The organism is Pseudomonas sp. DCA-1, from assembly GCF_046523955.1.
In the GTDB taxonomy this organism is placed as follows: Bacteria; Pseudomonadota; Gammaproteobacteria; order Pseudomonadales; family Pseudomonadaceae; genus Aquipseudomonas; species Aquipseudomonas putida_Y.
Window position 1 is genome coordinate 1,808,457 of the sequence record NZ_CP169881.1, and the last position, 24,616, is coordinate 1,833,072.

Annotated in this window: 22 protein-coding genes; 10 read left to right on the forward strand and 12 right to left on the reverse strand. The window is 62.7% G+C overall.

Annotation, left to right across the window (positions count from 1 at the left end; genetic code table 11):
* Window positions 1–47: 47 nt before the first annotated feature.
* Window positions 48–665, reverse strand: coding sequence for a LysE family transporter (locus tag ACE4QZ_RS08660; RefSeq protein WP_003254721.1), 618 nt, complete (start codon window positions 663–665; stop codon window positions 48–50).
* A gap of 190 nt (window positions 666–855) precedes the next feature.
* Between ACE4QZ_RS08660 and ACE4QZ_RS08665 the strand changes: the two genes are divergently transcribed.
* The gene (locus ACE4QZ_RS08665; protein WP_003254720.1) at window positions 856–1,047 is read left to right on the forward strand and encodes a YhfL family protein; all 192 of its coding nucleotides are present in this window, start codon (window positions 856–858) and stop codon (window positions 1,045–1,047) included.
* A gap of 328 nt (window positions 1,048–1,375) precedes the next feature.
* Entirely contained in the window at window positions 1,376–3,013 is a 1,638-nt protein-coding gene (gene mqo / locus ACE4QZ_RS08670) for a malate dehydrogenase (quinone) (protein WP_021783353.1), read from the forward strand.
* Between the two features lie 129 nt (window positions 3,014–3,142).
* On the opposite strand, the gene ACE4QZ_RS08675 is transcribed toward mqo, so the two are convergent.
* Window positions 3,143–3,478 (reverse strand): ArsR/SmtB family transcription factor, encoded by a 336-nt coding sequence (locus ACE4QZ_RS08675; protein ID WP_103462154.1) that lies wholly within the window; start codon window positions 3,476–3,478, stop codon window positions 3,143–3,145.
* A gap of 49 nt (window positions 3,479–3,527) precedes the next feature.
* Here ACE4QZ_RS08675 and xenA point away from each other — a divergent pair, with 49 nt between their 5' ends.
* Complete coding sequence (xenA, locus tag ACE4QZ_RS08680) at window positions 3,528–4,619, forward strand: xenobiotic reductase XenA (protein WP_021783355.1); 1,092 nt, start codon at window positions 3,528–3,530, stop codon at window positions 4,617–4,619.
* 123 nt (window positions 4,620–4,742) lie between these two features.
* On the opposite strand, the gene ACE4QZ_RS08685 is transcribed toward xenA, so the two are convergent.
* The 5 genes from ACE4QZ_RS08685 to ACE4QZ_RS08705 form a co-directional block, all read right to left on the reverse strand.
* The gene (locus ACE4QZ_RS08685; RefSeq protein WP_028697736.1) at window positions 4,743–5,990 is read right to left on the reverse strand and encodes an NAD(P)/FAD-dependent oxidoreductase; all 1,248 of its coding nucleotides are present in this window, start codon (window positions 5,988–5,990) and stop codon (window positions 4,743–4,745) included.
* A 2-nt stretch (window positions 5,991–5,992) separates the two neighbouring features.
* A complete protein-coding gene (locus ACE4QZ_RS08690; RefSeq protein WP_103469933.1) occupies window positions 5,993–7,570 on the reverse strand; it encodes an aldehyde dehydrogenase (NADP(+)) in 1,578 nt (525 codons plus the stop codon).
* A 152-nt stretch (window positions 7,571–7,722) separates the two neighbouring features.
* The gene (locus ACE4QZ_RS08695; protein ID WP_028697738.1) at window positions 7,723–8,670 is read right to left on the reverse strand and encodes a dihydrodipicolinate synthase family protein; all 948 of its coding nucleotides are present in this window, start codon (window positions 8,668–8,670) and stop codon (window positions 7,723–7,725) included.
* A gap of 41 nt (window positions 8,671–8,711) precedes the next feature.
* Complete coding sequence (locus ACE4QZ_RS08700; RefSeq protein WP_021783359.1) at window positions 8,712–9,638, reverse strand: 4-hydroxyproline epimerase; 927 nt, start codon at window positions 9,636–9,638, stop codon at window positions 8,712–8,714.
* Window positions 9,639–9,661: 23 nt separating this feature from the next.
* On the reverse strand, window positions 9,662–11,275 hold the full coding sequence (locus ACE4QZ_RS08705; protein WP_088513427.1) for an APC family permease: 1,614 nt from the start codon (window positions 11,273–11,275) through the stop codon (window positions 9,662–9,664).
* Window positions 11,276–11,652: 377 nt separating this feature from the next.
* Here ACE4QZ_RS08705 and ACE4QZ_RS08710 point away from each other — a divergent pair, with 377 nt between their 5' ends.
* Entirely contained in the window at window positions 11,653–12,435 is a 783-nt protein-coding gene (locus ACE4QZ_RS08710; protein WP_021783361.1) for an AraC family transcriptional regulator, read from the forward strand.
* Here the strand turns inward: ACE4QZ_RS08710 and ACE4QZ_RS08715 are convergent.
* Window positions 12,423–13,310 carry a LysR family transcriptional regulator gene (locus tag ACE4QZ_RS08715; protein ID WP_021783362.1) on the reverse strand — a complete coding sequence of 296 codons (888 nt, stop codon included), beginning with the start codon at window positions 13,308–13,310 and terminating at the stop codon, window positions 12,423–12,425. The two genes, ACE4QZ_RS08710 and ACE4QZ_RS08715, sit on opposite strands and share 13 nt — an antisense overlap.
* A gap of 141 nt (window positions 13,311–13,451) precedes the next feature.
* Here ACE4QZ_RS08715 and moaB point away from each other — a divergent pair, with 141 nt between their 5' ends.
* Entirely contained in the window at window positions 13,452–13,991 is a 540-nt protein-coding gene (moaB, locus tag ACE4QZ_RS08720) for a molybdenum cofactor biosynthesis protein B (protein ID WP_021783363.1), read from the forward strand.
* A gap of 102 nt (window positions 13,992–14,093) precedes the next feature.
* Here moaB and ACE4QZ_RS08725 read toward each other — a convergent pair whose 3' ends face one another.
* Window positions 14,094–14,993, reverse strand: a complete 900-nt coding sequence (locus tag ACE4QZ_RS08725; RefSeq protein ID WP_021783364.1) for a bestrophin family protein — start codon at window positions 14,991–14,993, stop codon at window positions 14,094–14,096.
* 20 nt (window positions 14,994–15,013) lie between these two features.
* Window positions 15,014–16,018, reverse strand: coding sequence for a GTP 3',8-cyclase MoaA (moaA, locus tag ACE4QZ_RS08730; protein ID WP_103462156.1), 1,005 nt, complete (start codon window positions 16,016–16,018; stop codon window positions 15,014–15,016).
* Between the two features lie 551 nt (window positions 16,019–16,569).
* Here moaA and ACE4QZ_RS08735 point away from each other — a divergent pair.
* Window positions 16,570–18,900 (forward strand): FdhF/YdeP family oxidoreductase, encoded by a 2,331-nt coding sequence (locus tag ACE4QZ_RS08735; protein ID WP_028697740.1) that lies wholly within the window; start codon window positions 16,570–16,572, stop codon window positions 18,898–18,900.
* A gap of 115 nt (window positions 18,901–19,015) precedes the next feature.
* On the opposite strand, the gene ACE4QZ_RS08740 is transcribed toward ACE4QZ_RS08735, so the two are convergent.
* On the reverse strand, window positions 19,016–19,477 hold the full coding sequence (locus tag ACE4QZ_RS08740; RefSeq protein WP_003254691.1) for an Lrp/AsnC family transcriptional regulator: 462 nt from the start codon (window positions 19,475–19,477) through the stop codon (window positions 19,016–19,018).
* Between the two features lie 92 nt (window positions 19,478–19,569).
* On the opposite strand from ACE4QZ_RS08740, the gene ACE4QZ_RS08745 reads away from it, so the two are divergent.
* A complete protein-coding gene (locus ACE4QZ_RS08745) occupies window positions 19,570–20,751 on the forward strand; it encodes a trans-sulfuration enzyme family protein (RefSeq protein ID WP_021783367.1) in 1,182 nt (393 codons plus the stop codon).
* Between the two features lie 104 nt (window positions 20,752–20,855).
* Here the strand turns inward: ACE4QZ_RS08745 and ACE4QZ_RS08750 are convergent, their stop codons facing one another.
* Window positions 20,856–21,092 carry a YdcH family protein gene (locus ACE4QZ_RS08750; protein ID WP_016391913.1) on the reverse strand — a complete coding sequence of 79 codons (237 nt, stop codon included), beginning with the start codon at window positions 21,090–21,092 and terminating at the stop codon, window positions 20,856–20,858.
* A 253-nt stretch (window positions 21,093–21,345) separates the two neighbouring features.
* On the opposite strand from ACE4QZ_RS08750, the gene ACE4QZ_RS08755 reads away from it, so the two are divergent.
* The 3 genes from ACE4QZ_RS08755 to ACE4QZ_RS08765 all read left to right on the forward strand — a co-directional run bounded on the left by ACE4QZ_RS08755 (window position 21,346) and on the right by ACE4QZ_RS08765 (window position 24,614).
* Window positions 21,346–22,983, forward strand: a complete 1,638-nt coding sequence (locus ACE4QZ_RS08755) for a phosphoethanolamine transferase (protein WP_021783368.1) — start codon at window positions 21,346–21,348, stop codon at window positions 22,981–22,983.
* 207 nt (window positions 22,984–23,190) lie between these two features.
* On the forward strand, window positions 23,191–24,324 hold the full coding sequence (gene rnd / locus ACE4QZ_RS08760) for a ribonuclease D (protein WP_064491840.1): 1,134 nt from the start codon (window positions 23,191–23,193) through the stop codon (window positions 24,322–24,324).
* The gene (locus ACE4QZ_RS08765; RefSeq protein WP_021783370.1) at window positions 24,321–24,614 is read left to right on the forward strand and encodes a YcgL domain-containing protein; all 294 of its coding nucleotides are present in this window, start codon (window positions 24,321–24,323) and stop codon (window positions 24,612–24,614) included. Before rnd ends, ACE4QZ_RS08765 begins: the two co-directional genes overlap by 4 nt.
* The last annotated feature ends 2 nt before the right edge of the window (window positions 24,615–24,616 follow it).

The following is a 24,616-nucleotide window of genomic DNA, read 5'->3' on the forward strand; positions in this document are numbered from 1 at the left end:
GGGCTTTTTTTGCTGTCAGGTGTGCCCGGACCCTGTCGGGCTTGGGATCAGCGCATCGCCGCCAGTTTGATGCCGAATCCCACCAGGCAAGCCCCCGCCAGTCGCTCGAACATATTGGCAATTCGCGGGTTGGCGCGCATGCGCTCGGCCAGTTGATGGGTCAGCACCACGGCAATCAGCCCATACAGGAAGGTCACCACCGCCACTGTCGCCGCCATGAAACCGAACGTCACCAGCCCTTGGTGCTTCACCGGGTCGACGAACAGCGGGAAAAACGCCATGTAGAACATGATCGCCTTGGGGTTGAGCAGGGTGATCATCATGGTCTGGCGCAGGTACTGGCCGTTGTCCATGCGGCAGGTGTGTGCTGCACCACCGGGTTTGCTCAGCAGCATGCGCAGGCCCAGGTAGGCCAGGTATGCAGCCCCCGCCCACTGCACCATATGAAAGGCGGCAGGGTAGGTGGCCAGCAGGGTGGCGACGCCGGCTACCGCCAGCCACAGCAGCACCTGGTCGCCCACGATTACGCCACAGGTCGCGGCCAGGCCTGCCTTGATACCGCCCTTGCCGGTGGCGGTGATCAGGGCGAAATTGCCCGGGCCGGGGATGGCCAGAAGAATGAGGAAGGCGATGACGAATGCGCCGTAGTCGGTGACGCCAAGCATGGTGAGTTCCTGTTGGGCATTGCGAAGGCAGTGCGCTGAACTATCGTCGCCAACGGCGCGCTTTTCAACCTGTTGTTGCACAGTTGCAAAGAACCTGTGCCAAGTGCGGCTTGGATCCAATGCCTGGAGTCTGTATGATTCCGCGGCCATCAGACGATGGTCGAAGATGATTCATTTAAAGGACTGAGTAATGAAAAAGCTGTTCAAGGCCACCGTTGCCGTTGCTGTCGTTTCGGGTGTTGCCCTGCTGTCGGGTTGCACTGGCCAAGTTTACAACCAACCGAAAAACTGCACCTACGACTACCTGTTCCACCCTTCGGTTTCCATCTCCAAGATCATCGGTGGCTGCGGCCCGATCGATAAACTGCCTCAGCAGCAGTAATCTTGGCGGTACCCTGATCGCGACGCTTGCGGCGTGATCCAAGGCCCCCGGTCATGTACATGGTCGGGGGTTTTTGTTTTTTGGCGTGACATTCTGCCGCTGGGGCAACCGGTCGCCTTGACGCTCCGGCCTGCAATTTGTTTGTGCTGGCATTTCAGATACAATCGGAAAAACGATTCAGCCTTGTCGGTCAATTCGACTAAAGGCCGAGTCGTTTTCTGGTTCTCTGGCTGCTGAACAATGATCAACAACAAGCCTGCGCTGAAGAACACGCTTTACCGGGGCCAGCCACAGGCCCTCACTCTGTTCTCCTGACTGGAAATGATCAATGTTCAAGAAAGCTGGCAAGACCTTGCTGGGTCTGGCGGTCGCTGCAAGCGTCATTCAAGCGCACGCTGCAGAAACCAAAAAAGTAGACGTGCTGCTGGTCGGCGGCGGCATCATGAGCTCCACCCTGGCCGTGTGGCTGCACGAGCTGGAGCCAAGCTGGTCGATGGAAATGGTCGAGCGCCTGGATGGCGTGGCCGAAGAAAGCTCCAACGGCTGGAACAACGCCGGTACCGGCCACTCCGCGCTGGCCGAGCTGAACTACACCCCGGAAGACAAAGACGGCAACGTCAACATCTCCAAGGCCATCGAAATCAACGAAGCCTTCCAGATCTCCCGCCAGTTCTGGTCGTGGCAGGTACGCCAGGGCGTACTGAAGAACCCGCACTCGTTCATCAACACCACACCGCACATGAGCTTCGTGTGGGGCGATGACAACATCAAGTTCCTCAAGAAACGTTACGACGCACTGCAGACCAGCCCGCTGTTCCGCCCGATGCAGTACTCCGAGGACCACGCGCAGATCGCCAAGTGGGTCCCGCTGATGATGGAAGGCCGCGACCCGAACCAGAAGCTGGCCGTGACCTGGACGCCAATCGGCACCGACGTCAACTTTGGCGAGATCACCCGCCAGTTCGTCGGCCACCTGCAGACCCAGAAAGGCTTCGACCTGAAGCTGTCCAGCGAAGTGCAGGACATCACCCGCAACAAGGACGGCTCCTGGCACGTCGAATACAAGAACCTGAAGGACGGCACCGAGTCGGCCACCGACGCCAAGTTCCTGTTCATCGGTGCCGGCGGCGGCGCGCTGAAGCTGCTGCAGAAGTCGGGTATTCCGGAAGCCAAGGAATACGCAGGCTTCCCGGTGGGCGGTTCGTTCCTGGTGACCGAGAACCCGACCGTGGCCATGCAGCACATGGCCAAGGCCTATGGTATCGCTTCGACCGGTGCGCCACCCATGTCGGTCCCGCACCTGGACACCCGTGTGCTGGATGGCAAGCGCGTGATCCTGTTTGGCCCGTTCGCCACCTTCTCGACCAAGTTCCTGAAGAACGGCTCGTACCTGGACCTGCTGAGCAGCACCACCACCCACAACGTGTGGCCGATGACCAAAGTCGGTATCGACCAGTACCCACTGGTCGAGTACCTCGCTGGCCAGCTGATGCTGTCTGACGATGACCGCTTCGAAGCCCTGCGCACCTACTTCCCGAACGCCAAGAAAGAAGAATGGCGCCTGTGGCAGGCCGGCCAGCGCGTGCAAATCATCAAACGTGATGCCGAGAAGGGCGGCGTGCTGAAGCTGGGCACTGAAGTGGTGGCGTCCGAAGACCGCACCATCGCGGGCCTGCTGGGTGCCTCGCCGGGTGCTTCGACTGCTGCGCCGATCATGCTGCACGTGCTGGAAACGGTGTTCAAGGAGAAGGTCGCTACCCCAGAGTGGCAGGCCAAGATCAAGGAAATCGTGCCGAGCTACGGCACCAAGCTGAACGATTCGGCAGCGGCCACCCAGAAAGAGTGGAACTACACCGCTGAAGTGCTGCAGCTGGGGAAACCGCCGGTGATCGACGCCAGCGTTGAATTCGGTGGCGCGGCGAGCGACCCGGTTGAGAGCAAGCCCGAGAACGACATGGCGCTGTAATCGGCCATTGCTGTGAAACTAGCCACGGGGGAGACCTCGTGGCTTTTTTTTGCCAAGCACAGCGCAACCCTCAGGCTTATCGCCATCCCTGTAGGAGCGGGTTCACCCGCGAAGAGGCCTGCACAGGTATCACTGCTGGCGCAGTATGCACTCCAGCAACCCCGGGAACCGCTTATCCAGCATCTCGCTACGCAGCGAATTCATATGGGTAGTCCCGACATTGCGGGTTTGCACCAACCCTGCATCACGCAACACACGGAAGTGATGGGACATGCTCGACTTCGGCCGACCTCCGTCCAGCTCGCCACAGCTGGCCTCGGCCACGCCGGCCAGGTGGCGGACGATTTCCAGGCGCACGGGGTCGCTGAGCGCATAGAACAGGCGTTCAAGGATAAGGTCTTCGGGATTGGGATGTTTATAGGCTCGCATGGTTGACATGATAACGGGGGTTTCATTAATTGCCATAGTTCGATTATGATCGAACAACAGTAATCAAATGACCCCGGAGTTTCCCATGTCCGCGCTATTCGAACCCTACACCCTCAAAGACGTCACCCTGCGAAACCGCATTGCCATTCCGCCGATGTGCCAATACATGGCCGAAGACGGCATGATCAACGACTGGCACCATGTGCACCTGGCCGGGCTGGCCCGTGGTGGTGCGGGCTTGCTGGTGGTCGAGGCCACTGCTGTGGCGCCGGAAGGGCGTATCACCCCCGGTTGCGCCGGTATCTGGAGCGATGCCCACGCTCAGGCGTTCGTACCGGTGGTGCAGGCCATCAAGGCTGCCGGTTCCGTGCCGGGTATCCAGATTGCCCACGCCGGGCGCAAGGCCAGCGCCAACCGCCCGTGGGAGGGTGATGATCACATTGCCGCCGACGACACGCGCGGCTGGGAGACCATTGCCCCGTCTGCCATTGCCTTTGGCGCGCACCTGCCGAAGGTGCCACGGGAAATGACGCTGGACGATATCGCCCGGGTCAAGCAGGACTTCGTCGATGCTGCCCGCCGTGCGCGTGATGCCGGCTTCGAGTGGATCGAACTGCACTTTGCCCATGGCTACCTGGGTCAGAGCTTCTTCTCTGAGCACTCCAACAAGCGCACCGATGCCTACGGTGGCAGCTTCGACAACCGCAGCCGCTTCCTGCTGGAAACACTGGCCGCCGTGCGCGAAGTGTGGCCGGAGAACCTGCCGCTGACCGCGCGCTTTGGTGTGTTGGAATATGATGGCCGTGATGAGCAGACCCTGGAAGAGTCGATCGAACTGGCCCGTCGCTTCAAGGCCGGTGGGCTCGACCTGCTGAGCGTGAGTGTCGGCTTCACCATTCCCGACACCAACATCCCCTGGGGGCCCGCGTTCATGGGGCCTATTGCCGAGCGCGTGCGCCGCGAGGCAAAGCTGCCCGTGACGTCGGCGTGGGGCTTTGGTACGCCGCAGTTGGCGGAGGCCGCATTGCAGGCCAACCAGCTGGATCTGGTTTCGGTAGGGCGCGCGCACCTGGCCGACCCGCACTGGGCTTACTTTGCGGCCAAGGAACTGGGGGTGGAAAAAGCCTCCTGGACCTTGCCGGCACCGTATGCGCACTGGCTCGAGCGTTACCGCTGAGGTTTGGAGGGGCTGCTTTGCAGCCCTTTCTCGGGCAAGCCCGTCCCCACAGAGACACCACAGGTTTCAGATGCTGCACCCTCTCTGTGGGAGCGGGCTTGCCCGCGAAGAGGCCGGTAAAGGCTAAAACCGATCCAGTCGGTATGCAGCCATCTCAGGCCCACCAGCCTGCTCAGCCAGCCGCCCCACCCATTCCGCCGTCACCGCCGCCTGAGTCAGCCCCAGGTGCTGATGCCCAAACGCCAACAGCACCCGCCCATCGCACACCCTGTCGATCACGGGCAGCGAGTCCGGCAACGAAGGCCTGAACCCCATCCACGGCGTTGCCCCTTCGACGCTCAAGTCGTGCCGGAACAACCCCTTGCTCAACCGGTGCAATTGCCAAGCCCGTTGCATGCTCGGCGGTGCCTGCAGCCCGGCAAACTCCACAGTGCCAGCCAGGCGCAAGCCATCGGCCATGGGCGTCATGATGAACTTGCGCTCAAGCGAGGTGACCGCAAACGGCAGGCGCTGGTGCTCACCTGGCAACATCAGATGGTAGCCGCGCTCTGTATCCAGCGGCACCCGCGTGCCTGTCAGCGCGGCGGTCAGTTTCGCAGAATGGGCGCCACAGCTGACAAGCACCTGGCGGGCATTGAGCATGCCTTGGTCGCTGGCAAGGCTCACGCCGGCACTGTGCAACTGCCCACCATCGACCTGCGCCTGGACAAAGCGCACCCCGCTGGCCTTGGCCGCTTCGAACAATTCGCACACCACCCGATAAGGGTCGATGAAGTGCCCGGTGCACGGAAAGAACAGTCCGCCCAACAGTGACGGGCTGAGTTGCGGCGCCGCTTCACGCACGGTTTCGGCCGACCAGAAGTCCACCGGCACCGCCTGCTGTTGCATGCGTGTGCGCAACGCCTCCAGTGTCTGGCGTGACTCAGGCTTCTCGAACACCAGCAACGAACCATCCTCTTGAAACAATTCGCTGCGCCCGATCGAGCCCAACAGCCGGTGCCAGGCGCCCAAGCTGCCTTCGTTCAACGTGCGGATGCCAGCCACGCTGCGCTGGAACGGCGCCTGGCGCAGGTTGAGCAGCAGCCGCGTGAACCACGGCATGGCCTTGGGCAGGTATTTCCAGTCCAGGCGCAGCGGGCCCATCGGGTCGAGCAGCATGCGAGGCAGGCGCTTGAGGATCGACAGGTCGGCAATCGGAAACACTTGCTCGGTTGCCAGGTGCCCGGCATTGCCGAAAGACGCGCCGAGGCCGGGTGCCTGGCGGTCGACCAGCATTACCCGATGGCCCTGGCGGGTCAGTTGCAGGGCACAGGTGACGCCGACAATGCCGGCGCCCACCACGGCGATATCGGTTTCAGCGGTTTCGACCATGCTCAGTCTTCCCGTTTACCATCAAGCAGGCGCCGCAGCTGCAGCGGGTTGCCGTGTTTCAACGCTTGCGGCAGCAGCGCATTGGGGAAGTCCTGGTAGCAAACCGGGCGCAGGAAACGCAGGATCGCCGCCGTGCCCACCGAGGTGGTGCGGGCATCGGAAGTGGCCGGGAACGGCCCGCCGTGGACCATGGCATCGCACACCTCGACGCCGGTCGGCCAGCCATTGACCAGAATGCGCCCGGCCTTACGCTCAAGGGTGGGTAGCAGGGCGCGAGCGCTGTCGATGTCGGCCTCGTCCAGTTGCAGGGTGGCGGTCAGCTGACCTTCCAGGTGTTCCGCTACCTGGCGGACCTGCTCATCGTCGGTGCAGGCAACGACCAGCGACGCTGCACCGAACACCTCAGCCTGCAACGCCGGGTCGGCGAGAAACGCTTCGGCCTGGGTCACGAACAACTGTGCCTGGCACTGGTTGGGGCCCTGATCGGTTTGGCCACTGGCGATGGTTTGGGCACAGGGGTTGTCTGCCAGGGCTGCGATACCGGCCTGGTAGGCACTGAAAATGCCGGGGGTGAGCATGGTTTGGGCGGCGGCCTGCTGCACGTACCCGGCGGCTGCAGTGATGAACCGCTGCAATGCCGGCCCCTGCCGGGCGATTACCAGGCCAGGGTTGGTGCAGAACTGGCCGGCGCCCTGGGTCAGCGAGGCGACGAAACCTTGTGCCAGTGCTTCGGCACGGGTTTGCAGGGCGGCGTCGAACAGGAACACCGGGTTGATCGAACTCATTTCGGCATACACCGGAATAGGCTCCGGGCGCGCCTGGGCGGCCTGGCACAGCGCTATGCCACCGCTGCGCGAACCGGTGAAACCAACGGCTTTGATACGTGGGTCGCTGACCAGGGCAATGCCCACTTCGCGGCCCGAGCCATAAAGCAGCGAGAACACACCCTCCGGTAAGCCGCACTGCTTCACCGCTTGCGCCACCGCCTGGCCGACCAGCTCGCTGGTGCCGGGGTGGGCACTGTGGGCCTTGACCACCACTGGGCAGCCAGCGGCCAGTGCCGACGCGGTGTCACCACCGGCCACCGAGAAGGCCAGCGGGAAATTGCTGGCGCCAAACACGGCGACTGGCCCCAGGGCCACCTGGCGCTGGCGCAGATCAGCGCGGTTGAGTGGCTGGCGCTGAGGCAGGGCGCTGTCGACCCGCACGTCCAGCCATTCGCCGGCCCGCACTACCCGGGCAAAGGTGCGTAGCTGGGTGCAGGTACGACCACGCTCGCCCTGAATGCGCGCCTTGGGCAGGCCGGTTTCGGCCACGGCGCGGTCGATCAGGGCATCGCCGATGGCCTCGATCTGTGTGGCGATGGCTTCAAGGAACTCTGCTCGTTGTTCGAGCGATGTTTCGCGGTAGGCGTCGAATGCCGCCCAGGCCAGGGCGCAGGCCTGGGCCACGTGTTCGCCTGTGCCGCCGAGGTAGGCCGGTTCCAACGTCTGACCGGTACTTGGGTCGATGGCACGGATGGCTTCGCGGCTGCCGGTTACCGGCCTCTGGCCGATCAGCAGGTTGCCTGTGAGGGGCATGTAGCCTCCTTGGAAATCTAATGCAGATGCATGGGGGGGATTACGACCCCTGTAGGAGCGGGTTCACCCGCGAACACCGGCGAAGCCGGTGCCATGCACCGGGTCGCCTGATTCGCGGGCACGCCCGCTCCCACAGGGAGAGCAGTGGCTGCTCAGGCGATGTTTTGCTCAGCCGACCAGCTGGCGTACCAGCTGCGGAACAGCGTGTACTGCTGTTCGGCATAGTTGCGCTGAGCGTCGGTCAGTACGTCGGTCTCGTTGAAGTGCAGGCTGTACTCGGTGTCGCCGTTCAGCACCATCAGGTGCTTGTAATACAACACCAGGTCGCAGCCTTCATCGAACGACGACAGCACCGCCAGCGCCGCTTCCAGCTCGCGCGCCAGGCGGCGGGCACGGGCGTCGCCTTTGGCCGCCTGTTTACTCAGGCTCACCAGTTGCAGCACTTCCCGCGGCAGGGCATTGCCGATGCCGGTGATGGCGCCGGTGGCGTTGCAATTGACGAAGCCATGCACCACTTGGGTGTCGACACCGACCATCAGGGTGACATCGTCATCCTTGGAGGTGATGTGTTCGGCGGCGTAGCGCAGGTCGGCGCCACCGCCGAACTCCTTGAAGCCGATCAGGTTGGGGAACTCGCTGCGCAGTTCGAAGAACAGGTCGGCGCGGGTGGCAAAGCCGTAGTAAGGGCTGTTGTAGATCACCGCCGGCAGTTTCGGCGCGGCAGCGAGGATGGCCGAGAAGTGGTGCTTCTGGGCGATCAGTGAAGCACCGCGGCTGAGCACGCGGGGGATGACCATCAGGCCGGCGGCGCCAACCTTGGCGGCGTGTGCAGCATGCGAAACCGCCTCACGGGTGTTCACCGCGCCGGTGCCGACAATGGTCGGGATACCGGCCGCCACCAGGCGCGCCACGCCTTCCTGGCGCTCGGCCTCGGTCAGCAGTGGCCAGTCACCCATCGAGCCGCAGTACACCACCGCGCTCATGCCGGCCTCGATCAGCTCGCGACCCTTGCGCACCAGGGCGTCGAAGTCCGGTTTGCGCTCGGCGGTGCAGGGGGTCATCAGGGCGGGCATGGTGCCGGTGAAGATGTTGTCATTCATTGTTGTCACTCCTGGCAATGTTCAGTCGGGAAAGGCCGGGGTCAGATGCCCCAGGCGAAAGGGTCCTGTTCGTCGATCAGCAGGGTGCTGTCGGCGGTCATGTAGGCGCGGCCGGTGATGAACGGACGAATGCGTTCGCCGTCGCGCGTGTAGCGGCCATGGAACTGGCTGCCGGTGATGCTGGCCTGCACCCAGGTCTGGCCTTCGGCAAGCTTGCCGTCGGCGGCCAGGCAGGCCAGCTTGGCGCTGGTGCCTGTGCCGCATGGGGAGCGGTCGTAGGCCTTGCCGGGGCACATCACGAAGTTGCGGCTGTCGGCGTCGAGGTCGTCGGCGAACAGCTCGATGTGGTCGATGGGGGCGCCGTTTTCGCCGGTGATGCCCTGGGCCTCCAGGGCCTTGAGCATGGCCCAGGTGTACTCGGTCAGCGCCTCGCGGTTATCCAGCGCAATGCGCTGGCCGTGTTCGGACACAAGGAAAAACCAGTTGCCGCCCCAGGCAATGTCGCCGCGCACCACGCCATGGCCGGGCACGTCCACCGCCACATGCTGGCGGTAGCGGTAGGAGGGCACGTTGGCGACGGTGATGGCGCCATCTTCATGCAAGGTGGCGCTGACCTGGCCGACCGGGGTGTCGATCTTGTGCTCACCCGGTGTGATCAGGCCCAGGTACTGCAACGAGGCGACCAGGCCGATGGTGCCGTGGCCGCACATGTTCAGGTAACCGGCGTTGTTGAAGAAGATCACCCCGCAGGTGGCATCGGCCGACACTGGCGGGCAGTACAGTGCGCCAACCAGCACATCGTTGCCGCGTGGCTCCAGCAGGCAGGCGCGGCGCCACCGGTCGTGCAGTTCGCGCAGTTCGTCACGCTGTTCGGCCATGCTTCGGCCCCGCAGTTGCGGAAAGCCCTTCATCACCAGGCGGGTTGGTTCGCCACCCGTGTGGGAGTCGATGACGTGAATCTGTTTCATGGGCTTGTCCCTTGCTTAAAAGATCAGGAAGCGACGGCAACAGGGCGGCCGTTAATGGTTTCAGCGCAGGCTTCGCTTTCGTCGTCGCCTTCCAGACGCACCAGGTGGGCAGGCACACCCGTGGCGGCGCCCCAGTAGTAGATGCCCAGTGCGCAGGCCGCCACGACCACGGTGTCGAATGGGTGGCCGATGACGCCCAGGCCGCCGAAGCTGCCCAGCCACGACAGCAGGATGGTCACTGCGTAGAACCCGATCAGCCACGCCGACGAGCGAACTTGCTGGGCCAGCGACAGGTGCTGGGTGGGTACGAAACGGCTGCACAGCAGGTACAGCACGAACATCACGATCTGCAGGGCCAGCAGCCACGACACGGTGTTCCAGCCCGACCAGTACACAATCAGTGCAGCGATGATGAACGACAGCGGACCAAGCACGGCCATGCCCTTGACCCGGAACGGGCGCGGCATGTGTGGTGCATTGCGGCGCAGGGCGGCGACGCTGACCGGGGCCACGGCGTAGCTCAGCACCAGGGCGGCGGACACCACGTTGATCAGCGCTTCCCACGATGGGAACGGCAGGGTCCAGAATACCGACAAGCCAAACGTCAGCCACAGGGCCGGGCGCGGGATGCCGGATTCTGCATCGATGCGGGTGAAGTACTTGAAGAAGGTGCCGGTCTGCGCCCAGCCATAGATCACGCGTGGGGTGGCGTTCATGTAGATGTTGCCGCAGCCGCTTGGCGAGATCACTGCGTCGGCCACCACCAGGTAGGCGAGCCAGCCCACACCCAGGGCCAGGGCGATGTCACGGTAGGGCAGTGCCAGCTCCTTGGTCACGCTGGCCCAGCCGTTGGCCAGCATTTCGGTCGGCACGCTGCCAAGGAAAGCCAGTTGCAGCAGCGCGTAGATGGCGGTGGACAGCAGTACCGACAAGATCAGTGCAATGGGGATGGTGCGTTGCGGGTTCTTCACCTCGCTGGCCACCGAAATGATCGGCGTCAGGCCCAGGTAGGCGAAGATGATGCCACCGGCGGATACCGCCATTTCCACCCCGGACAGACCGAACGGGGCAAAGCCCTGGACCTCGAAGTTTTCCGGTTTGAAGAAGGTGAACAGCACGCCGATCACCAGCAGTGGCACGATGAACTTGAACACGCTGACCAGGTTGTTGGCCTTGGCGAAGGTTTTCACGCTGCGGTAGTTGAGAAAGAAGAACAGCCCCAGCAAGGCGAACTGCACCAGCCAGCCGAGCACGGTTGGGTCGCTGGAGCCGGCCTTGGTGAGCCCGGGAAACCAGGCGGCGGCGTATTGGCGTGAGGCGACCACCTCGATGGCGATCAGGCTGGAAAAGGCGATCAGGGTGATGAAGCCCATCAGGTAGCCCAGCAGCGGGCCGTGCGAGTACACCGGGTAGCGCACCACGCCACCGGCGCGGGGCAAGGCGGCGCCCAGCTCGCAGTAGACGATGCCCAGCAACAGTACGGCGAACCCGCCCAGGAACCAGGAGAGGATGCCGGCCGGGCCGGCGATGGCCGAGACATGGCTGGCGGCAAACAGCCAACCGGAGCCGAAGATGGCGCCTAGGCCGATGAAGGTGAGGTCCAGCAGTGATAACTGTTTTTTGAATTTGCCTGACATGGGTTCGCCTTTTTGTTGGTTATTGGATAGGCAGGTCTGATGTCACGAGATGCGGCTTTTTGGGCCGCGCTCTTGTAGGACTTGGGCGGCTTGCGTGGGGCATAGAGTGGACCGATCAGGGCGGCGGTTCTTGATGGTTTTCTGCACAGGGAATGACGAAATCGGCACAGTTGCAGAAAAACAGTGGTAAGGCGCAAAGCGGGGGGATAGGCTCAAAGCCATACCGGATAAGGGTTTGAGAGATGCAGTGCTAGTGCCGGCCCTTTCGCGGGTGAACCCGCTCCTACAGGTACGGCGCAGAATTCGAAATCTGTGGGGGCCCTGTAGGAGCGGGTTCACCCGCGAAGAGGCCGGCCCAGCCAGCAGAGAACCGACAGATGACCGACGCCCCCCTGGCAACCCTCTACCAGTCCCTCGACCAGCACCGCCCCGCCACCCTTGAGGCCCTGCTCGCCGGAGTATCGCTGTTGTTGCCGATGCTCGACGCCATCCCCAACGCCGCAATCTTCATCAAGGATTCTGCTGCCCGCTATGCGTTGGCCAACAACACACTGGTCCAGCGCTGTGGCCTCAAGCGCCTGCAACCGCTGCTAGGCAAGACCAGCGCCGAGGTATTTCCGGCACAATTTGGCCCCGGCTATACCGAGCAGGATCGACGTGTTCTCAAGGAAGGCCTGGTGCTGGAGGACCAGTTGGAGCTGCACCTCTACGGCAGCCGTGAGCCCGGCTGGTGCCTGACCCACAAGCGCCCGCTGTACAACCCTGCCAGCGAAATCATCGGCCTGGTCGGCATCTCGGTCGACTTGCAGTCAGCCGCCGACAGCCACCCTGCCTATCAGCGGTTGGCGGCGGTTGACGAGCACATCCGCCGGCATTTTCATCAGCCGATCAGCATGGGCGAGCTGACCCGCATCGCTGGTATCTCCGTGGCTCAACTGGAACGCTACTGCAAGCGGGTGTTCCACCTCACGCCCCGGCAGATGATCCACAAGGCGCGCCTGGAGCATGCCCATCGCCTGCTGCATTCGGAGCTGCCGATCACTGAAGTGGCGATGCGCTGCGGCTACACCGATCACAGCGCCTTCAGCCGCCAGTTCAAGCAACTGACCGGCTTTACGCCGCGCCAGTATCGACAGGCTACCGCCGATCAGGTGGCCTGAAACAGCCCACGCGCCTCGGCAAAGCATTGCTCGGCAATCGCCGAGCGCGGCTCGCTGCGGCGCAGCAGCAGCCCGACCGGGCTAAGGATGGCGGCGTCGGCCACCGGCAGGATTCGCAGGTGCTCGCTGAGGTCTTCCAGGCCGCAGTCCAGTGGCATGATCGCGCAACATATGCCGGTGTTGATGGCCTGGATAAGCTGGAAGCTCGAGTCGCTCTCAAGCACCGCATTGGGTTCAAGACCACGGCTACGGAAGCTCAGGTCCAGAGACTGGCGGTAGTGCATGCCTTTGCTCAGCAGTCCCAGCGGAATATCGCCGAGCTCGTCCCAGCGCAACTGGTCGCTGGCGAACTGGAAGTGCCGCGTGTCGTGCAGCAGGCCCATGGTGGTGGTGCCGAGTTCGATCACTTCGAAGAAACTGGTATTGACCTGGTCCAGGTAGCAGATACCCAGGTCGAGCTGGTTGCGGCTGAGGCCGTCGAGTACCTGTTCCGAACTCAGCGAGCTGAGCTGAAAGTGCAGTTCGGGGTATTTTTCGCGCAGGGGCAGCAGCAGGTGCATGGGGTTGAAACTGGCCAGCGGCACCGTGCCCAGGCGCAGGCTGCCGACCACCTGGCCACGACAACTGGCAGCCTCGGCCTGCAGGCCGTCGTGGGCAGCGAGCAGGGTGCGCGCCCAGGCCAGGATGCGCTCGCCGGCCTCGGTGAAACCTTCGAAGCGCTGGCCCCGCTTGACCAGCACCAGGTCCAGTTCGTCTTCCAGGTTGCGCAGGCGCATGGACAGCGTCGGCTGGGTGATATGGCACAGCGCCGCCGCCTGGCCGAAGTGGCGGGTCTGGTCGAGGGCGATGAGGAACTTGAGCTGCTTGATGTCCATGGAAGTGCCTGGCGTATGGTTATGCAGACCTTAACCCACGTCTGCGATAGATGTCATTGATCGGCCGGTACGTCATATCGATTGGACGCCTCTGGGGGTATGCCTCTAGCGTGGTGAAAATGCCCTTCAAGGAGCTTCACCGTGCGCGTCCAACTTGATGCGGTCTTCGTACCGCTGAACATCGCCGTGCTGACTGTCAGCGACACCCGTACCTACGATAGCGATACTTCCGGCGCGCTACTGGCCAACCGCTCGGTCGAGGTCGGTCACCGGCTGGTGGCGCGAGCGCTGCTCAAGGACGACCTGTACAAGATCCGCGCTCAGGTGGCCAGCTGGATTGCCGATGAACAGGTGCAGGTGGTGCTGATCACCGGCGGTACCGGCTTTACCGGGCGCGACAGCACACCCGAAGCGGTCGAGTGCCTGCTGGACAAGCGTATCGATGGGTTTGGCGAGTTGTTCCGGGCATTGTCGATTCTCGATATTGGCAGCTCGACCGTACAGAGCCGGGCATTGGCCGGGTTGTCCAACCGCACATTGGTGTGCTGCCTGCCGGGCTCGACCGGGGCCTGCCGCACCGCCTGGGAAGGGATTCTGGCAGAGCAACTGGATGCACGGCACCGGCCATGCAACTTCGTCAAACACCTGTTGCCGATCGAGGCCTGCGCAAGCCGGGGCTGAGGGGTATCCGGTGCAAGGTACAGCACAGGTTTCGGGCCCTCTGCTGTGCCTTGTAGGAGCGGGTTTACCCGCGAAGAGGCCTGAACAGGCAACCACCCACGGTCAGCTCAACACATACCCCACCGGCAACAAGGCCGGCGGCAACTGCTGTTCCCCCAATCCGGCCAGCACATCGCGCTCCACCGTCCGCACCATGGCATCGGTCGGCAGGTCGTTCTCATCGCGCCCGAACGGGTCTTCCAGCTCGTTGCCGATCGCATCCAGCCCGAAGAACGTGTACCCCACGATGGTGGTGAACAGCGGTGCCAGCCAGCCCAGCGGCTCGGCCAGGGCAAACGGCAGCAGCAGGCAGAAAATATAGATGGTACGGTGCAGCAGCAGCGTGTAGGGGAACGGCAAAGGCGTGCCCTTGATCCGCTCGCAGGTGGCCTGCACTTCGGTCAGGCCCACTAGGCGTTGTTCCAGCAGGTTGTAGCGCCATTCGCTGATCTGTTGCTGCGCGGCCAACCGTGAACAGTGTTCGCCGATTTCACGCAGGATACCGTCGCACACATTGTGCGGGCTGATCGCATCGGCCTGGGCCAGCCACGGTCTGGCAGCTGCCCGTTCGTCCTCGTTACGCAGCCGGGCATTGAGTGCATGAGCGAAGCCACACAAGTTGCGCAGCAGTTCGTTGCGCAGTGTTTCGTCGGCGATCACCATGCTTTCCCGCACGAACGAGCGAGTTTCTATAATCAGCTTGCCCCAGGCCTTGCGCCCCTCCCACCAACGGTCGTAGCACGCGTTGTTGCGAAAGCTCATGAAGATCGACAGCGACAGGCCCAGCAAGGTGAATGGCGTGGCGCTGACCGGGTAGAAATACGCCGGAAAATGCCGCTCGACCAGCACGATCAGCGCGGCCAGCAGTGTCACCGTCAGGCAGCGCAGGGCAATGCGTTTGACGATCGACCCCTTGAGGGTGAACAGCACGCGCAGCACATCGGGGGAGGGCGGGACGATCATGGAAGTCCTGAGACGGCTGCTCAGCCGCCGGTCATGTTCATGAAGCGCAGGATCTGCACATCGCCACCGACTTCGAAGTGATGGCGATAGGGCTTGAGGTGCAGCGAGTCGCGAATGGCCTTTTCCAGGCGTTCGGGGTTGCCAGGATGGGCGCGCAGCACGTGCTTGAGGTCTACCGAGTGTTCGTTGCCCAGGCACAACAGCAGGCGGCCTTCGACGGTAAGGCGTACGCGGTTGCAGGTGGCGCAGAAGTTGTGGCTGTGCGGTGAAATGAAGCCGACCCGGGTGTTTGTGGCTTCGGCCAGGCGCCAGTAGCGGGCCGGCCCCATGGACGATTCGGTCGATTCGATCAGCGTGAACTGCTCGGCCAGGCGTTCACGAACTTCATCGCTGGAGCAGAACGATTCGTCACGTTCATGCTCGCTTATCACCCCCAGCGGCATTTCCTCGATGAAGGTGATGTCCAGCTCGCGTTCGATGGCAAAGCGCACCAGATCGACCAGTTCATGGTCGTTACGGCCTTTGAGTACCACGCAGTTGAGCTTGGTGCGTTTGAAACCGGCCTGGCGTGCGGCGTCGATGCCGGCGATTACCTGGGCAAGGTCGCCGGTGCGGGTCAGCTGCTTGAAACGGTCGGCATCCAGGCTATCCAGGCTGATGTTCAGGCGTGTCACGCCGGCGTCGAACAGCGGCTGAGCCAGGCGTCCGAGTTGCGAGCCGTTGCTGGTCAGGCACAGCTCGTGCAGGCCGGGCAGGGCGGCGATGCGCCCACACAGGTCGACGATGCCCTGGCGTACCAGTGGCTCGCCACCCGTCAGGCGGATCTTGCGGGTGCCGAGGGCGACAAAGCGCTCGGCCACCTGGAACAGTTCTTCGAGACTGAGGATTTGCTGGCGCGGCAGAAACTGCATGTCTTCGGCCATGCAGTACACGCAACGGAAGTCACAGCGGTCGGTGACCGACATCCGCAGGTAGTCGATTTTCCGGTTGAAGCCGTCGATCAGGGCCCGGCTGTTCTGTTCCACGTTCGCACTCGAATCTCGAAGGGGTTGGGGCATGACTCCAAGCTATAACCTGGGGGCAGGGGCGTCAAATTGCTTTGTCCTACTGGTTGATCGATGGCCTCTATCACTCGGCTTGGCATTTTCAGCGCCAGTGAGATCGAGCGCCGCCCGCGCGGCGCATCGCGAGCTACGCTCGCTCCTACGTTTGTTTCGGGCCAATGATGCCTGGGGGATTTGCGCGCGCACGCCTTGGTGCATGGCTCGATATCGCGTCGCACAAACCAGGCGATCGTGCACGCCTTGGCGCATGGCTCGATCTCGCGTCGTACAAACCAGGCGGTCGCGCGCGCCTGTCACAGGCGTCACTGGCCCGAAACAAACGTAGGAGCGAGCGCAGCTCGCGATGCGCCGCGCGGGCGGCGCTCGATCTCACTGGCGCTGAAGATGGCACGGCAAGCACCAGGAAGCCCATGATCGAAACCGCTTATCACGCCGTAAGATCTTTCGATTGGACGCCCCCTCCCCACGCTCCATAGGCTGGAAAAAAGCATCGAAGCGTGAGGATTCATCGCATGAGCCAGGACGAACACATCAGGGACTACAAGGGCGCCGCCGCCGGCTGGGGGGCGCTGAAAAGCGTGACCAAGAGCTGGCTGGGCAGCGAAAATGCCTTCAAGAACCTGCGGGCCATGCTCAAGACCAACCAGAACGGCGGCTTCGACTGCCCCGGCTGTGCCTGGGGCGAGTCGCCGGAAAGCGACATGGTCAAGTTCTGCGAGAACGGCGCCAAGGCGGTCAACTGGGAAGCCACCGGCCGCTCGGTCGACCCGGCTTTCTTCGCCAAATACAGCGTCAGCGCGTTGAAGGAGCAGACCGACTACTGGCTCGAATACCAGGGCCGCCTCACCCACCCGATGCGTTACGACGCCGCCACCGACCACTATGTCGAAACCACCTGGCAGGAGGCCTTCGAGCTGGTCGCCAGGCACCTGCATGCGCTTCAGTCGCCAGATGAGGCCGAGTTCTACACCTCGGGCCGGGCCAGCAACGAGGCGGCGTTCCTCTACCAACTGTTCGTGCGCGCTTACGGCACCAACAACTTCCCTGATTGCTCGAACATGTGCCACGAAGCCAGCGGCGCGGGCATGTCGGAAACCCTCGGGGTGGGCAAGGGCACCGTGGTGTTCCACGACCTGGAACTGGCCGACGCGATCTTCGTCATTGGCCAGAACCCCGGCACCAACCACCCGCGCATGCTCGAACCCCTGCGGGAAGCGGTCAAGCGTGGTGCCCAGGTAGTCTGCTTCAACCCGCTGAAAGAGCGTGGCCTCGAGCGCTTCCAGCACCCGCAGCACCCGTTCGAAATGCTCAGCAACGGCTCCGAGCCGACCTCCAGTGCCTACTTCCGCCCGGCCTTGGGCGGGGACATGGCGGCAATGCGCGGCATTGCCAAATATTTGTTGCAATGGGAGCGCGAGGCGCAGGCCAAGGGCGAGCCGGCGGTGTTCGACCATGCCTTCATCGCCGAGCACACCAGCGGCGTCGACGATTACCTGGCGACGGTGGACGCCACGTCCTGGGAGCACATCGTCAAACAGTCGGGCTTGACCCTGGCCGAGATCGAGCTGGCCGCCCGCATGTATCGCAAGGCCGAACGGGTCATCATGTGTTGGGCCATGGGCGTCACCCAGCATCGCCATTCGGTGCCGACCGTGCAGGAAATCGTCAACCTGCAGCTGCTGCGCGGCAACGTCGGCAAACCCGGCGCAGGCCTGTCGCCGGTGCGTGGCCACAGCAACGTGCAGGGTGACCGTACCATGGGCATTGATGAGAAGCCGTCGGCGGCGCTACTCGATGCCATCGAACAACGTTTCCAGTTCAGTGTGCCGCGTACCCATGGGCACAACGCGGTGTTGGCGATCAAAGCCATGGAAGAGGGACGGGCCAAGGTGTTCATCGGCTTGGGCGGCAACTTTGCCCAAGCCACCCCGGACACCGCGCGCACCCACGCGGCGCTGCAGAACTGCGCGTTGACCGTGCAGATTTCCACCAAGCTCAACCGCTCGCACCTGGTCACCGGCCGCGATGCGCTGATCCTGCCGTGCCTGGGCCGTACCGAAATCGACCTGCAGGCCGAAGGGCCGCAAGGCGTGACTGTGGAGGACACCTTCAGCATGGTGCACATCTCCCACGGCCAGTTGCGCCCGCGCTCGCCGCATATGCGCTCGGAGCCCTGGATCATCGCCGGCATGGCCAAGGCTACGCTGGGTAACCAGCCGATAGACTGGGAGTTTGCGGTGGCCGACTACAGCCGTATTCGTCAGATGATCGCAGACGTTATCCCTGGTTTCGCCAGCTTCAATGAGCGCTTGCAGCAGCCGGGCGGTTTCCACCTGGGTAACACCGCCGCCGATCGCAACTTCCGAACGGCCACGGGCAAGGCCCGGTTCATGCCCCACGCGCTGCCCGAGGAGCTGGTCAATGCCAAGGTGCTGGCCCGGGGTGACAAACCCGACCTGATCCTGCAGACCCTGCGCTCGCACGACCAGTACAACACCACCCTGTATGGCCTGGACGACCGCTACCGTGGGGTGTTCGGCCTGCGTGAAGTGGTGTTCGTCAATGAGGCGGACATCCGTCGCCTGGGCTTCGAGCCGGGTGAGCAGGTGGACCTTGTGTCGTTGTGGGAGGATGGCGTGGAGCGGCGGGTGTCGGGGTTCCGCCTGGTGGCGTATGACGTGCCGGAGGGGCAGGCGGCGGCGTATTACCCGGAAACCAACCCGTTGGTACCGCTGGAAAGCTATGGTGAGGGGACCTATACCCCGACCTCGAAATTCGTGGCGATCAAGGTCGTGAAAGCCAAGGCGGGGAACCGCATTGCGGCGGTGTTGGCCTCGGATTGATGGGGTGCCTGTACTGGCCCCTTCGCGGGTGAACCCGCTCCTACAGGACCCCACAGCGCTTGAGGTTGAGGTGACCCTGTGGGAGCGGGCGAGCCCGCGAAGAATCCAGCACCAGTCAGGCGCGATGCACCGGGTAAGCCGTGGTGTACTTCATCTGCTCCATGGCAAAACTGGAGGTGATGTTCGATAGCCCGTCGGTACGGGTAATCAGCTTTTTGTAAAACCGGTCATACGCCGCGATATCGCCCACCACCACCCGCAGCATGTAGTCCCAGTCGCCGGACATGCGGTAGCACTCCATCACTTCCTCGAACCCGGTGACGGTCGCGGCAAACTGCTCCAGCCAGGCGCTGTCGTGGCGCTGGGTCTTGAGCTGGACGAACACAGTAAGCCCCAGCCCCAGCCGTTCGGGGTCCAGCAGGGCGACACGGCCGAGTATGTAGCCGTCTTCTTCCAGGCGCTTGACCCGCTTCCAGCACGGTGTGGTGGACAGGTTGACGGCCTCGGCCAGGTCCTTCAGCGAGATCGAGGCATCACGCTGTAGCAGGGTAAGAATGTGCTGGTCGAAACTGTCCATATCGTGCGCTGGCCGTGCAGAAAAATATTTCACAGATTACCCCAAGGCCAGACGATTTGGGTTGTGCGATAGTTGCAGCTTTCATTCTGCCAATGGGCCTGACCATGTCCGACAAGCCGCGCAATTTCGCCACCCGTACCATTCACGCCGGCGAGCAGTTCAGCGTTGCCGATAACGCCATTTTCCCGGCCATCGTCACCGCCAGTTCGTTCACCAAGCGCAGCCTGGATGACAAGCCGGAATATTCCTATAGTCGCGTCGGCAACCCCACCCGGCATGCCTACGAAACCTGTGTCGCTGCCCTGGAAGAAGGCGTGGGCGCTGTGGCCTGCGCCTCGGGAGTCAATGCCACCGCAACCGTGCTTGAGCTGCTGCCCAAGGATGCCCACGTGGTGGTGATGAACGGCGTGTACGGTGGCACATTCCGCATCATGGAAGATTACCGCAGCCGCACCTCGGGGCTGACCACCACCTATGTCGATCTCAACGACCTTGAAGCCGTAGCGGCTGCGATCAAGCCGGAAACCCAGCTGATCTGGATCGAATCGCCGACCAACCCGTTGCTGCACCTGGTCGACATCAAGGCGGTATGCGACCTGGCCAGGGCGCGGGGAATTCTTACCTGTATCGACAACACGTTCTGCTCACCGTGGAACCAGCGCCCGATCACCTTGGGCGTGGACTTGGTGATGCACTCGGCCAGCAAGTACATCGGTGGCCACTCCGACCTCACCGGCGGTGTGGTGGTGGCAGCCAATGACGCGCTGCTGGCCCGCCTGCGCCGTATAAGCATGGCGATTGGTGCGGTGCAGGGGCCGTTCGACTGCTACCTGGCCCTGCGCGGCCTCAAAACCCTGGATGTGCGCATGGAGCGCCAGTGCGCCAATGCCCTGCAGGTGGCACGCTTCCTGGAAGGCCACGCGCAGGTCGAGCAGGTCTATTACCCGGGGCTGGAAAGCCACCCACAGCATGAACTGTGCAAACGCCAGATGCGCAGTGGCGGGGCAGTGGTGGCGATGAAGGTCAAGGGCGACCGCGCCGCGCTCAACCGCCTGGTAGAGGCACTGCAGATTTTTGTGCTGGCTGACTCACTGGGCGGGGTGGAGAGCATGATCAACCATTCCTGGAGCATGTCGCACTGCTCGCTGAGCCCGGAGCAGAAAGGGGTGATGGGTATCAGCGAAAACCTGCTGCGGTTGTCGGTAGGTATCGAGGATTACCGTGACCTGGTCGAGGACCTGGATGGGGCGTTGAAAGCGCTGGTTGCTGTGTAAGGGCTGCTGGCCTCTTCGCGGTCAAGCCCGCTCCTGCAGGTGTCGTGTTTCAATGTAGGAGCGGGCTTGCCCGCGAAGAGGCCGGCGGATTCAATAGATGCCTGTCAGGATTTGGGCGGATGAATGATCCGTTCGATCTTGTCCTTGATCAGCAACCTTTCCTTGCGCAGGCGGTTGACGGCCTCGTCGTTGGTACCGTTGCCTTCGGCGGCGACCACCTCCTTGTCCTTGGCGTTGTACTCCTTGTGCAGTTTGTGCAGGTCCTGATCCTTGTCAATGAGCGCCTGGAATGCATCAGCGGTAACGTGCAGGTCAGCGAGCAGATCATGCGGAACTGGCATTTCTTCACCTCTGTCAGGGTTGTCGGTAAGGCTCTGATCACTGAGGATAGCTGTCTTTGCGCAGGCTTGTGGCGGCTGCCCAGGCTGAATGGCAGCTGAATGATTTTGAGATTATTTGTAAAAGACGCACCTTCACGAAATTGTTACCGTCTTTTTCACAAAAATTTGATGGCGCCCTTTCTAGAGTTCGCCCAACTTTCCCACGGTGCCTTCTGGCCTGGGGGTTGAAAATCACTCTTGATTGCGAACGCTGATGCTCAACTTCAAATCCCTGCGGACTGAATGGGTCACGCTGCTGGCCAGTCTTTACCTGCTGATCGGCTTCAACATGTTCCTCTGGGAGCACCTGCAAGCCGCGGTTCCTGCCGGCCTGTCGGGGTTGTGGCTAAGCCTGGCGTTTGCCATGCTGATGCTCTTCGCCTTCAATCTGATCCTCACGTTACTTGCTTTCCGATATGTATTGAAGCCGGTACTTATCGTGTTGTTCATGAGTGGCGCAGGCGTGGCTTACTTCATGAACCAGTACGGTGTACTTATTGATACCGGTATGTTTCGTAATATGGCCGAGACCAATATTGCGGAAGTGCGCGACTTGATGTCGTTCAAGTTTGCCGCATATATCCTGCTGCTGGGTGTGCTGCCTTCGGTGCTGCTGTGGAAGGCGAAGATCGCTTACCGCCCCTGGCACCGCGAGCTGCTGGGTAAGTTGGTGGTCAGTGGCGCCTGTGTAGTGACCATCGGCTCGGTCGCCTTGGTCAATTATCAGGGGCTGTCGTCGCTGTTTCGCAATCACCATGAACTGCGCCTGATGCTCACCCCCAGCAATATCGTCGGGGCTTCCATTGGTTATGTCAGCGAGCGTGTCGGTACGGCCTCGCGCCCGTTCCAGCATTATGGCGAAGATGCCAAGCGTGATGCGGCCTGGCAAAAACATGAGCGCAAGTCGCTGACCGTGCTGGTGGTCGGGGAAAGTGCCCGGGCAGACCATTTCGGCGTGCTGGGCTATGACCGCGATACCACGCCGAATCTCGCCAAGGAGCAGGGCCTGCTGGCGTTTTCCGACGTGCACTCGTGTGGTACGGAAACGGCGGTTTCGGTGCCTTGCATGTTCTCGGGCATGAAGCGCAGGGACTACGATGCCCGGGTAGCGAAAAACCGTGAAGGGCTGTTGGACATTCTCCAGCGTGCCGGCCTGGCCGTGCAGTGGCGTGACAACCAGTCGGGCTGCAAAGGCACCTGCGATCGCGTGCAGTTCATCGATGTCAGCAACCTCAAGGATCCGCAGCTGTGCGCCAATGGCGAATGCCATGATCAGATCCTGCTGCAAGGCCTGGACGCGCTGATCGACAACCTCGACAAGGACACCGTGCTGGTGCTGCACCAGATGGGTAGCCACGGCCCCGAGTACTTCAAGCGCTACCCCAGTGACGACGAGCGCTTCACCCCGGTTTGCCAAAGCAACGCGTTGAACCAGTGCAGCAAGGAGGAAATCATCAACGGGTACGACAACACCCTTGCTTACACCGACAAGGTGCTGGCCTCGCTGATCGATATCCTGCGCAGCAAGCAAGACAAGGTCGACACGGCGATGATCTACCTGTCCGACCACGGCGAGTCGCTGGGCGAGTACAACCTGTTCCTGCACGGTACGCCGTACGCCATCGCTCCCGAGCCGCAGAAGCATGTGCCGCTGCTGACCTGGTTCTCTGACAGCTACAAGGAGGACTTCGGCGTCGATACCGACTGCCTGGCCCGGCTCAGCGATGCCCCGCTGTCCCAGGACAACCTGTTCCACTCGATGCTTGGCTTGTTGCAGGTACACACCGAACTCTACCAGCAGTCGCTGGACATGTTCGCCAGTTGCCGGCCCTGGCTGGCGGCCAAGCGCTGAAGCCAGTCGCGTGTCATGCAAGCTTGCGCGGTCCCTGTGGGAGCGGGCAAGCCCGCGAACCCGGGCCAAGCCCGTGCCATACACCGTGTTGCCTTCTTCGCGGGCGCGCCCGCTCCCACAGGGTGGACTGCTCCCGAAAAGCTGGACAGTTTCACCAGCAGTGCCCGCGCCGTATATACTGCGCGCCAATGTTAGTGGGAGAGCCTTGTGGCCATCGAAATTCACTGGATCCGTGACGACCAGAGCCTGGCCGAACACTGCCGCGACTGGCACCAGTTGCCGTTCGTCGCCGTCGACACCGAATTCATGCGGGTCGACACCTTCTACCCGAAAGCCGGGCTGATTCAGATCGGCGACGGCCAACGCGCCTTCCTGATCGACCCGCTGCTGATCGGCAACTGGCAACCCTTGGCCGACCTGCTGGAAGACAGCGGTGTGGTCAAGGTGCTGCACGCCTGCAGCGAAGACCTTGAAGTGCTGCTGCGCCTGACCGGCAAGCTGCCTCAACCGCTGTTCGACACTCAGCTGGCCGCCGGTTACCTGAACCTGGGCTTCTCCATGGGCTATTCGCGCCTGGTGCAGGAAGTGCTGGGCATCGAATTGCCCAAAGGCGAAACCCGCTCTGACTGGCTGCAACGCCCGCTCTCGGAAACCCAGGTCAGCTACGCTGCCGAAGATGCCGTGCACCTGGCCGAGCTGTTCACCGTGCTGCGCCCGCGGCTGAGTGACGACAAGTACGCCTGGGTGCTGGAAGACGGCGCCGAGCTGGTGGCTGCGTTGCGCCGTGAAGTCGAGCCCGAAAGCCTGTATCGCGACGTCAAGCTGGCCTGGAAGCTGGCGCCTCAACAACTGGCAGTGCTGCGTGAGCTGTGCGCCTGGCGCGAGCGCGAGGCGCGCAACCGCGATGTCCCGCGCAATCGTATCCTCAAGGAGCACTCGCTGTGGCCCATGGCCAAGAGCCAGCCGAACAACCTGTCGGCCTTGGCCAAGATCGACGAGATGCACCCGCGCACCATTCGTCAGGACGGTGAGTTCCTCATCCAGCTGATCAAGCGCGCCGCCAGCCTGCCTGCCGAGCAATGGCCAGCGCCCTTGCCCGAGCCGCTGCCGATCGAGGCTGCCGGCCTCCTCAAGCAGTTGCGTGCCATCGGCCAGGCCGAAGGCGAGCGCCTGGGGATTGCGCCCGAGCTGATGCTGCGCAAGAAAGCCCTGGAGGCGCTGCTCAAGAGCGGTTACCCCAATGGCCCTTATCAACTGCCCGATTCGCTGCGCGGCTGGCGCCGTGAGCGCATGGGCCAGGCCCTGCTGGACAACCTGGCAGGTGCCGGAGAAACCCGATGAAACGCATTTGCTCGATCTACAAGAGCCCACGCAAGAACGAAATGTACCTGTACGTGCTCAAGGCTGACGGCCTGGAGCGCGTGCCTGAAGGCCTGCTGCCGTTTTTCGGCACCCCCGTTCACGCTTTCGACCTGGTGCTCAGCCCTGAGCGCAAGCTGGCCCGCGAGGACATCAGCAAGGTGCTGGAGAACCTCGAAAGCCAAGGTTACCACCTGCAGATGCCGCCGCTGGAAGATGAGTACATCGAGCACCTGCCCGAAGAGCTGCTGCGCCGTAACGACCCCGTCTGACC

Coding starts and splice junctions, on each gene's coding strand:
- ACE4QZ_RS08665 (WP_003254720.1), top strand. CDS start 856: ATGAAAAAGCTGTTCAAGGCCACCGTTGCCGTTGCTGTCGTTTCGGGT.
- ACE4QZ_RS08695 (WP_028697738.1), bottom strand. CDS start 8,670: ATGAATGACAACATCTTCACCGGCACCATGCCCGCCCTGATGACCCCC.
- ACE4QZ_RS08725 (WP_021783364.1), bottom strand. CDS start 14,993: ATGATCGTCCCGCCCTCCCCCGATGTGCTGCGCGTGCTGTTCACCCTC.
- ACE4QZ_RS08690 (WP_103469933.1), bottom strand. CDS start 7,570: ATGCCCCTCACAGGCAACCTGCTGATCGGCCAGAGGCCGGTAACCGGC.
- ACE4QZ_RS08715 (WP_021783362.1), bottom strand. CDS start 13,310: ATGGACATCAAGCAGCTCAAGTTCCTCATCGCCCTCGACCAGACCCGC.
- ACE4QZ_RS08750 (WP_016391913.1), bottom strand. CDS start 21,092: ATGCCAGTTCCGCATGATCTGCTCGCTGACCTGCACGTTACCGCTGAT.
- ACE4QZ_RS08675 (WP_103462154.1), bottom strand. CDS start 3,478: ATGGCAATTAATGAAACCCCCGTTATCATGTCAACCATGCGAGCCTAT.
- ACE4QZ_RS08710 (WP_021783361.1), top strand. CDS start 11,653: ATGACCGACGCCCCCCTGGCAACCCTCTACCAGTCCCTCGACCAGCAC.
- xenA (WP_021783355.1), top strand. CDS start 3,528: ATGTCCGCGCTATTCGAACCCTACACCCTCAAAGACGTCACCCTGCGA.
- ACE4QZ_RS08705 (WP_088513427.1), bottom strand. CDS start 11,275: ATGTCAGGCAAATTCAAAAAACAGTTATCACTGCTGGACCTCACCTTC.
- ACE4QZ_RS08755 (WP_021783368.1), top strand. CDS start 21,346: ATGCTCAACTTCAAATCCCTGCGGACTGAATGGGTCACGCTGCTGGCC.
- mqo (WP_021783353.1), top strand. CDS start 1,376: ATGTTCAAGAAAGCTGGCAAGACCTTGCTGGGTCTGGCGGTCGCTGCA.
- ACE4QZ_RS08740 (WP_003254691.1), bottom strand. CDS start 19,477: ATGGACAGTTTCGACCAGCACATTCTTACCCTGCTACAGCGTGATGCC.
- ACE4QZ_RS08700 (WP_021783359.1), bottom strand. CDS start 9,638: ATGAAACAGATTCACGTCATCGACTCCCACACGGGTGGCGAACCAACC.
- ACE4QZ_RS08660 (WP_003254721.1), bottom strand. CDS start 665: ATGCTTGGCGTCACCGACTACGGCGCATTCGTCATCGCCTTCCTCATT.
- ACE4QZ_RS08735 (WP_028697740.1), top strand. CDS start 16,570: ATGAGCCAGGACGAACACATCAGGGACTACAAGGGCGCCGCCGCCGGC.
- ACE4QZ_RS08765 (WP_021783370.1), top strand. CDS start 24,321: ATGAAACGCATTTGCTCGATCTACAAGAGCCCACGCAAGAACGAAATG.
- ACE4QZ_RS08745 (WP_021783367.1), top strand. CDS start 19,570: ATGGGCCTGACCATGTCCGACAAGCCGCGCAATTTCGCCACCCGTACC.
- ACE4QZ_RS08685 (WP_028697736.1), bottom strand. CDS start 5,990: ATGGTCGAAACCGCTGAAACCGATATCGCCGTGGTGGGCGCCGGCATT.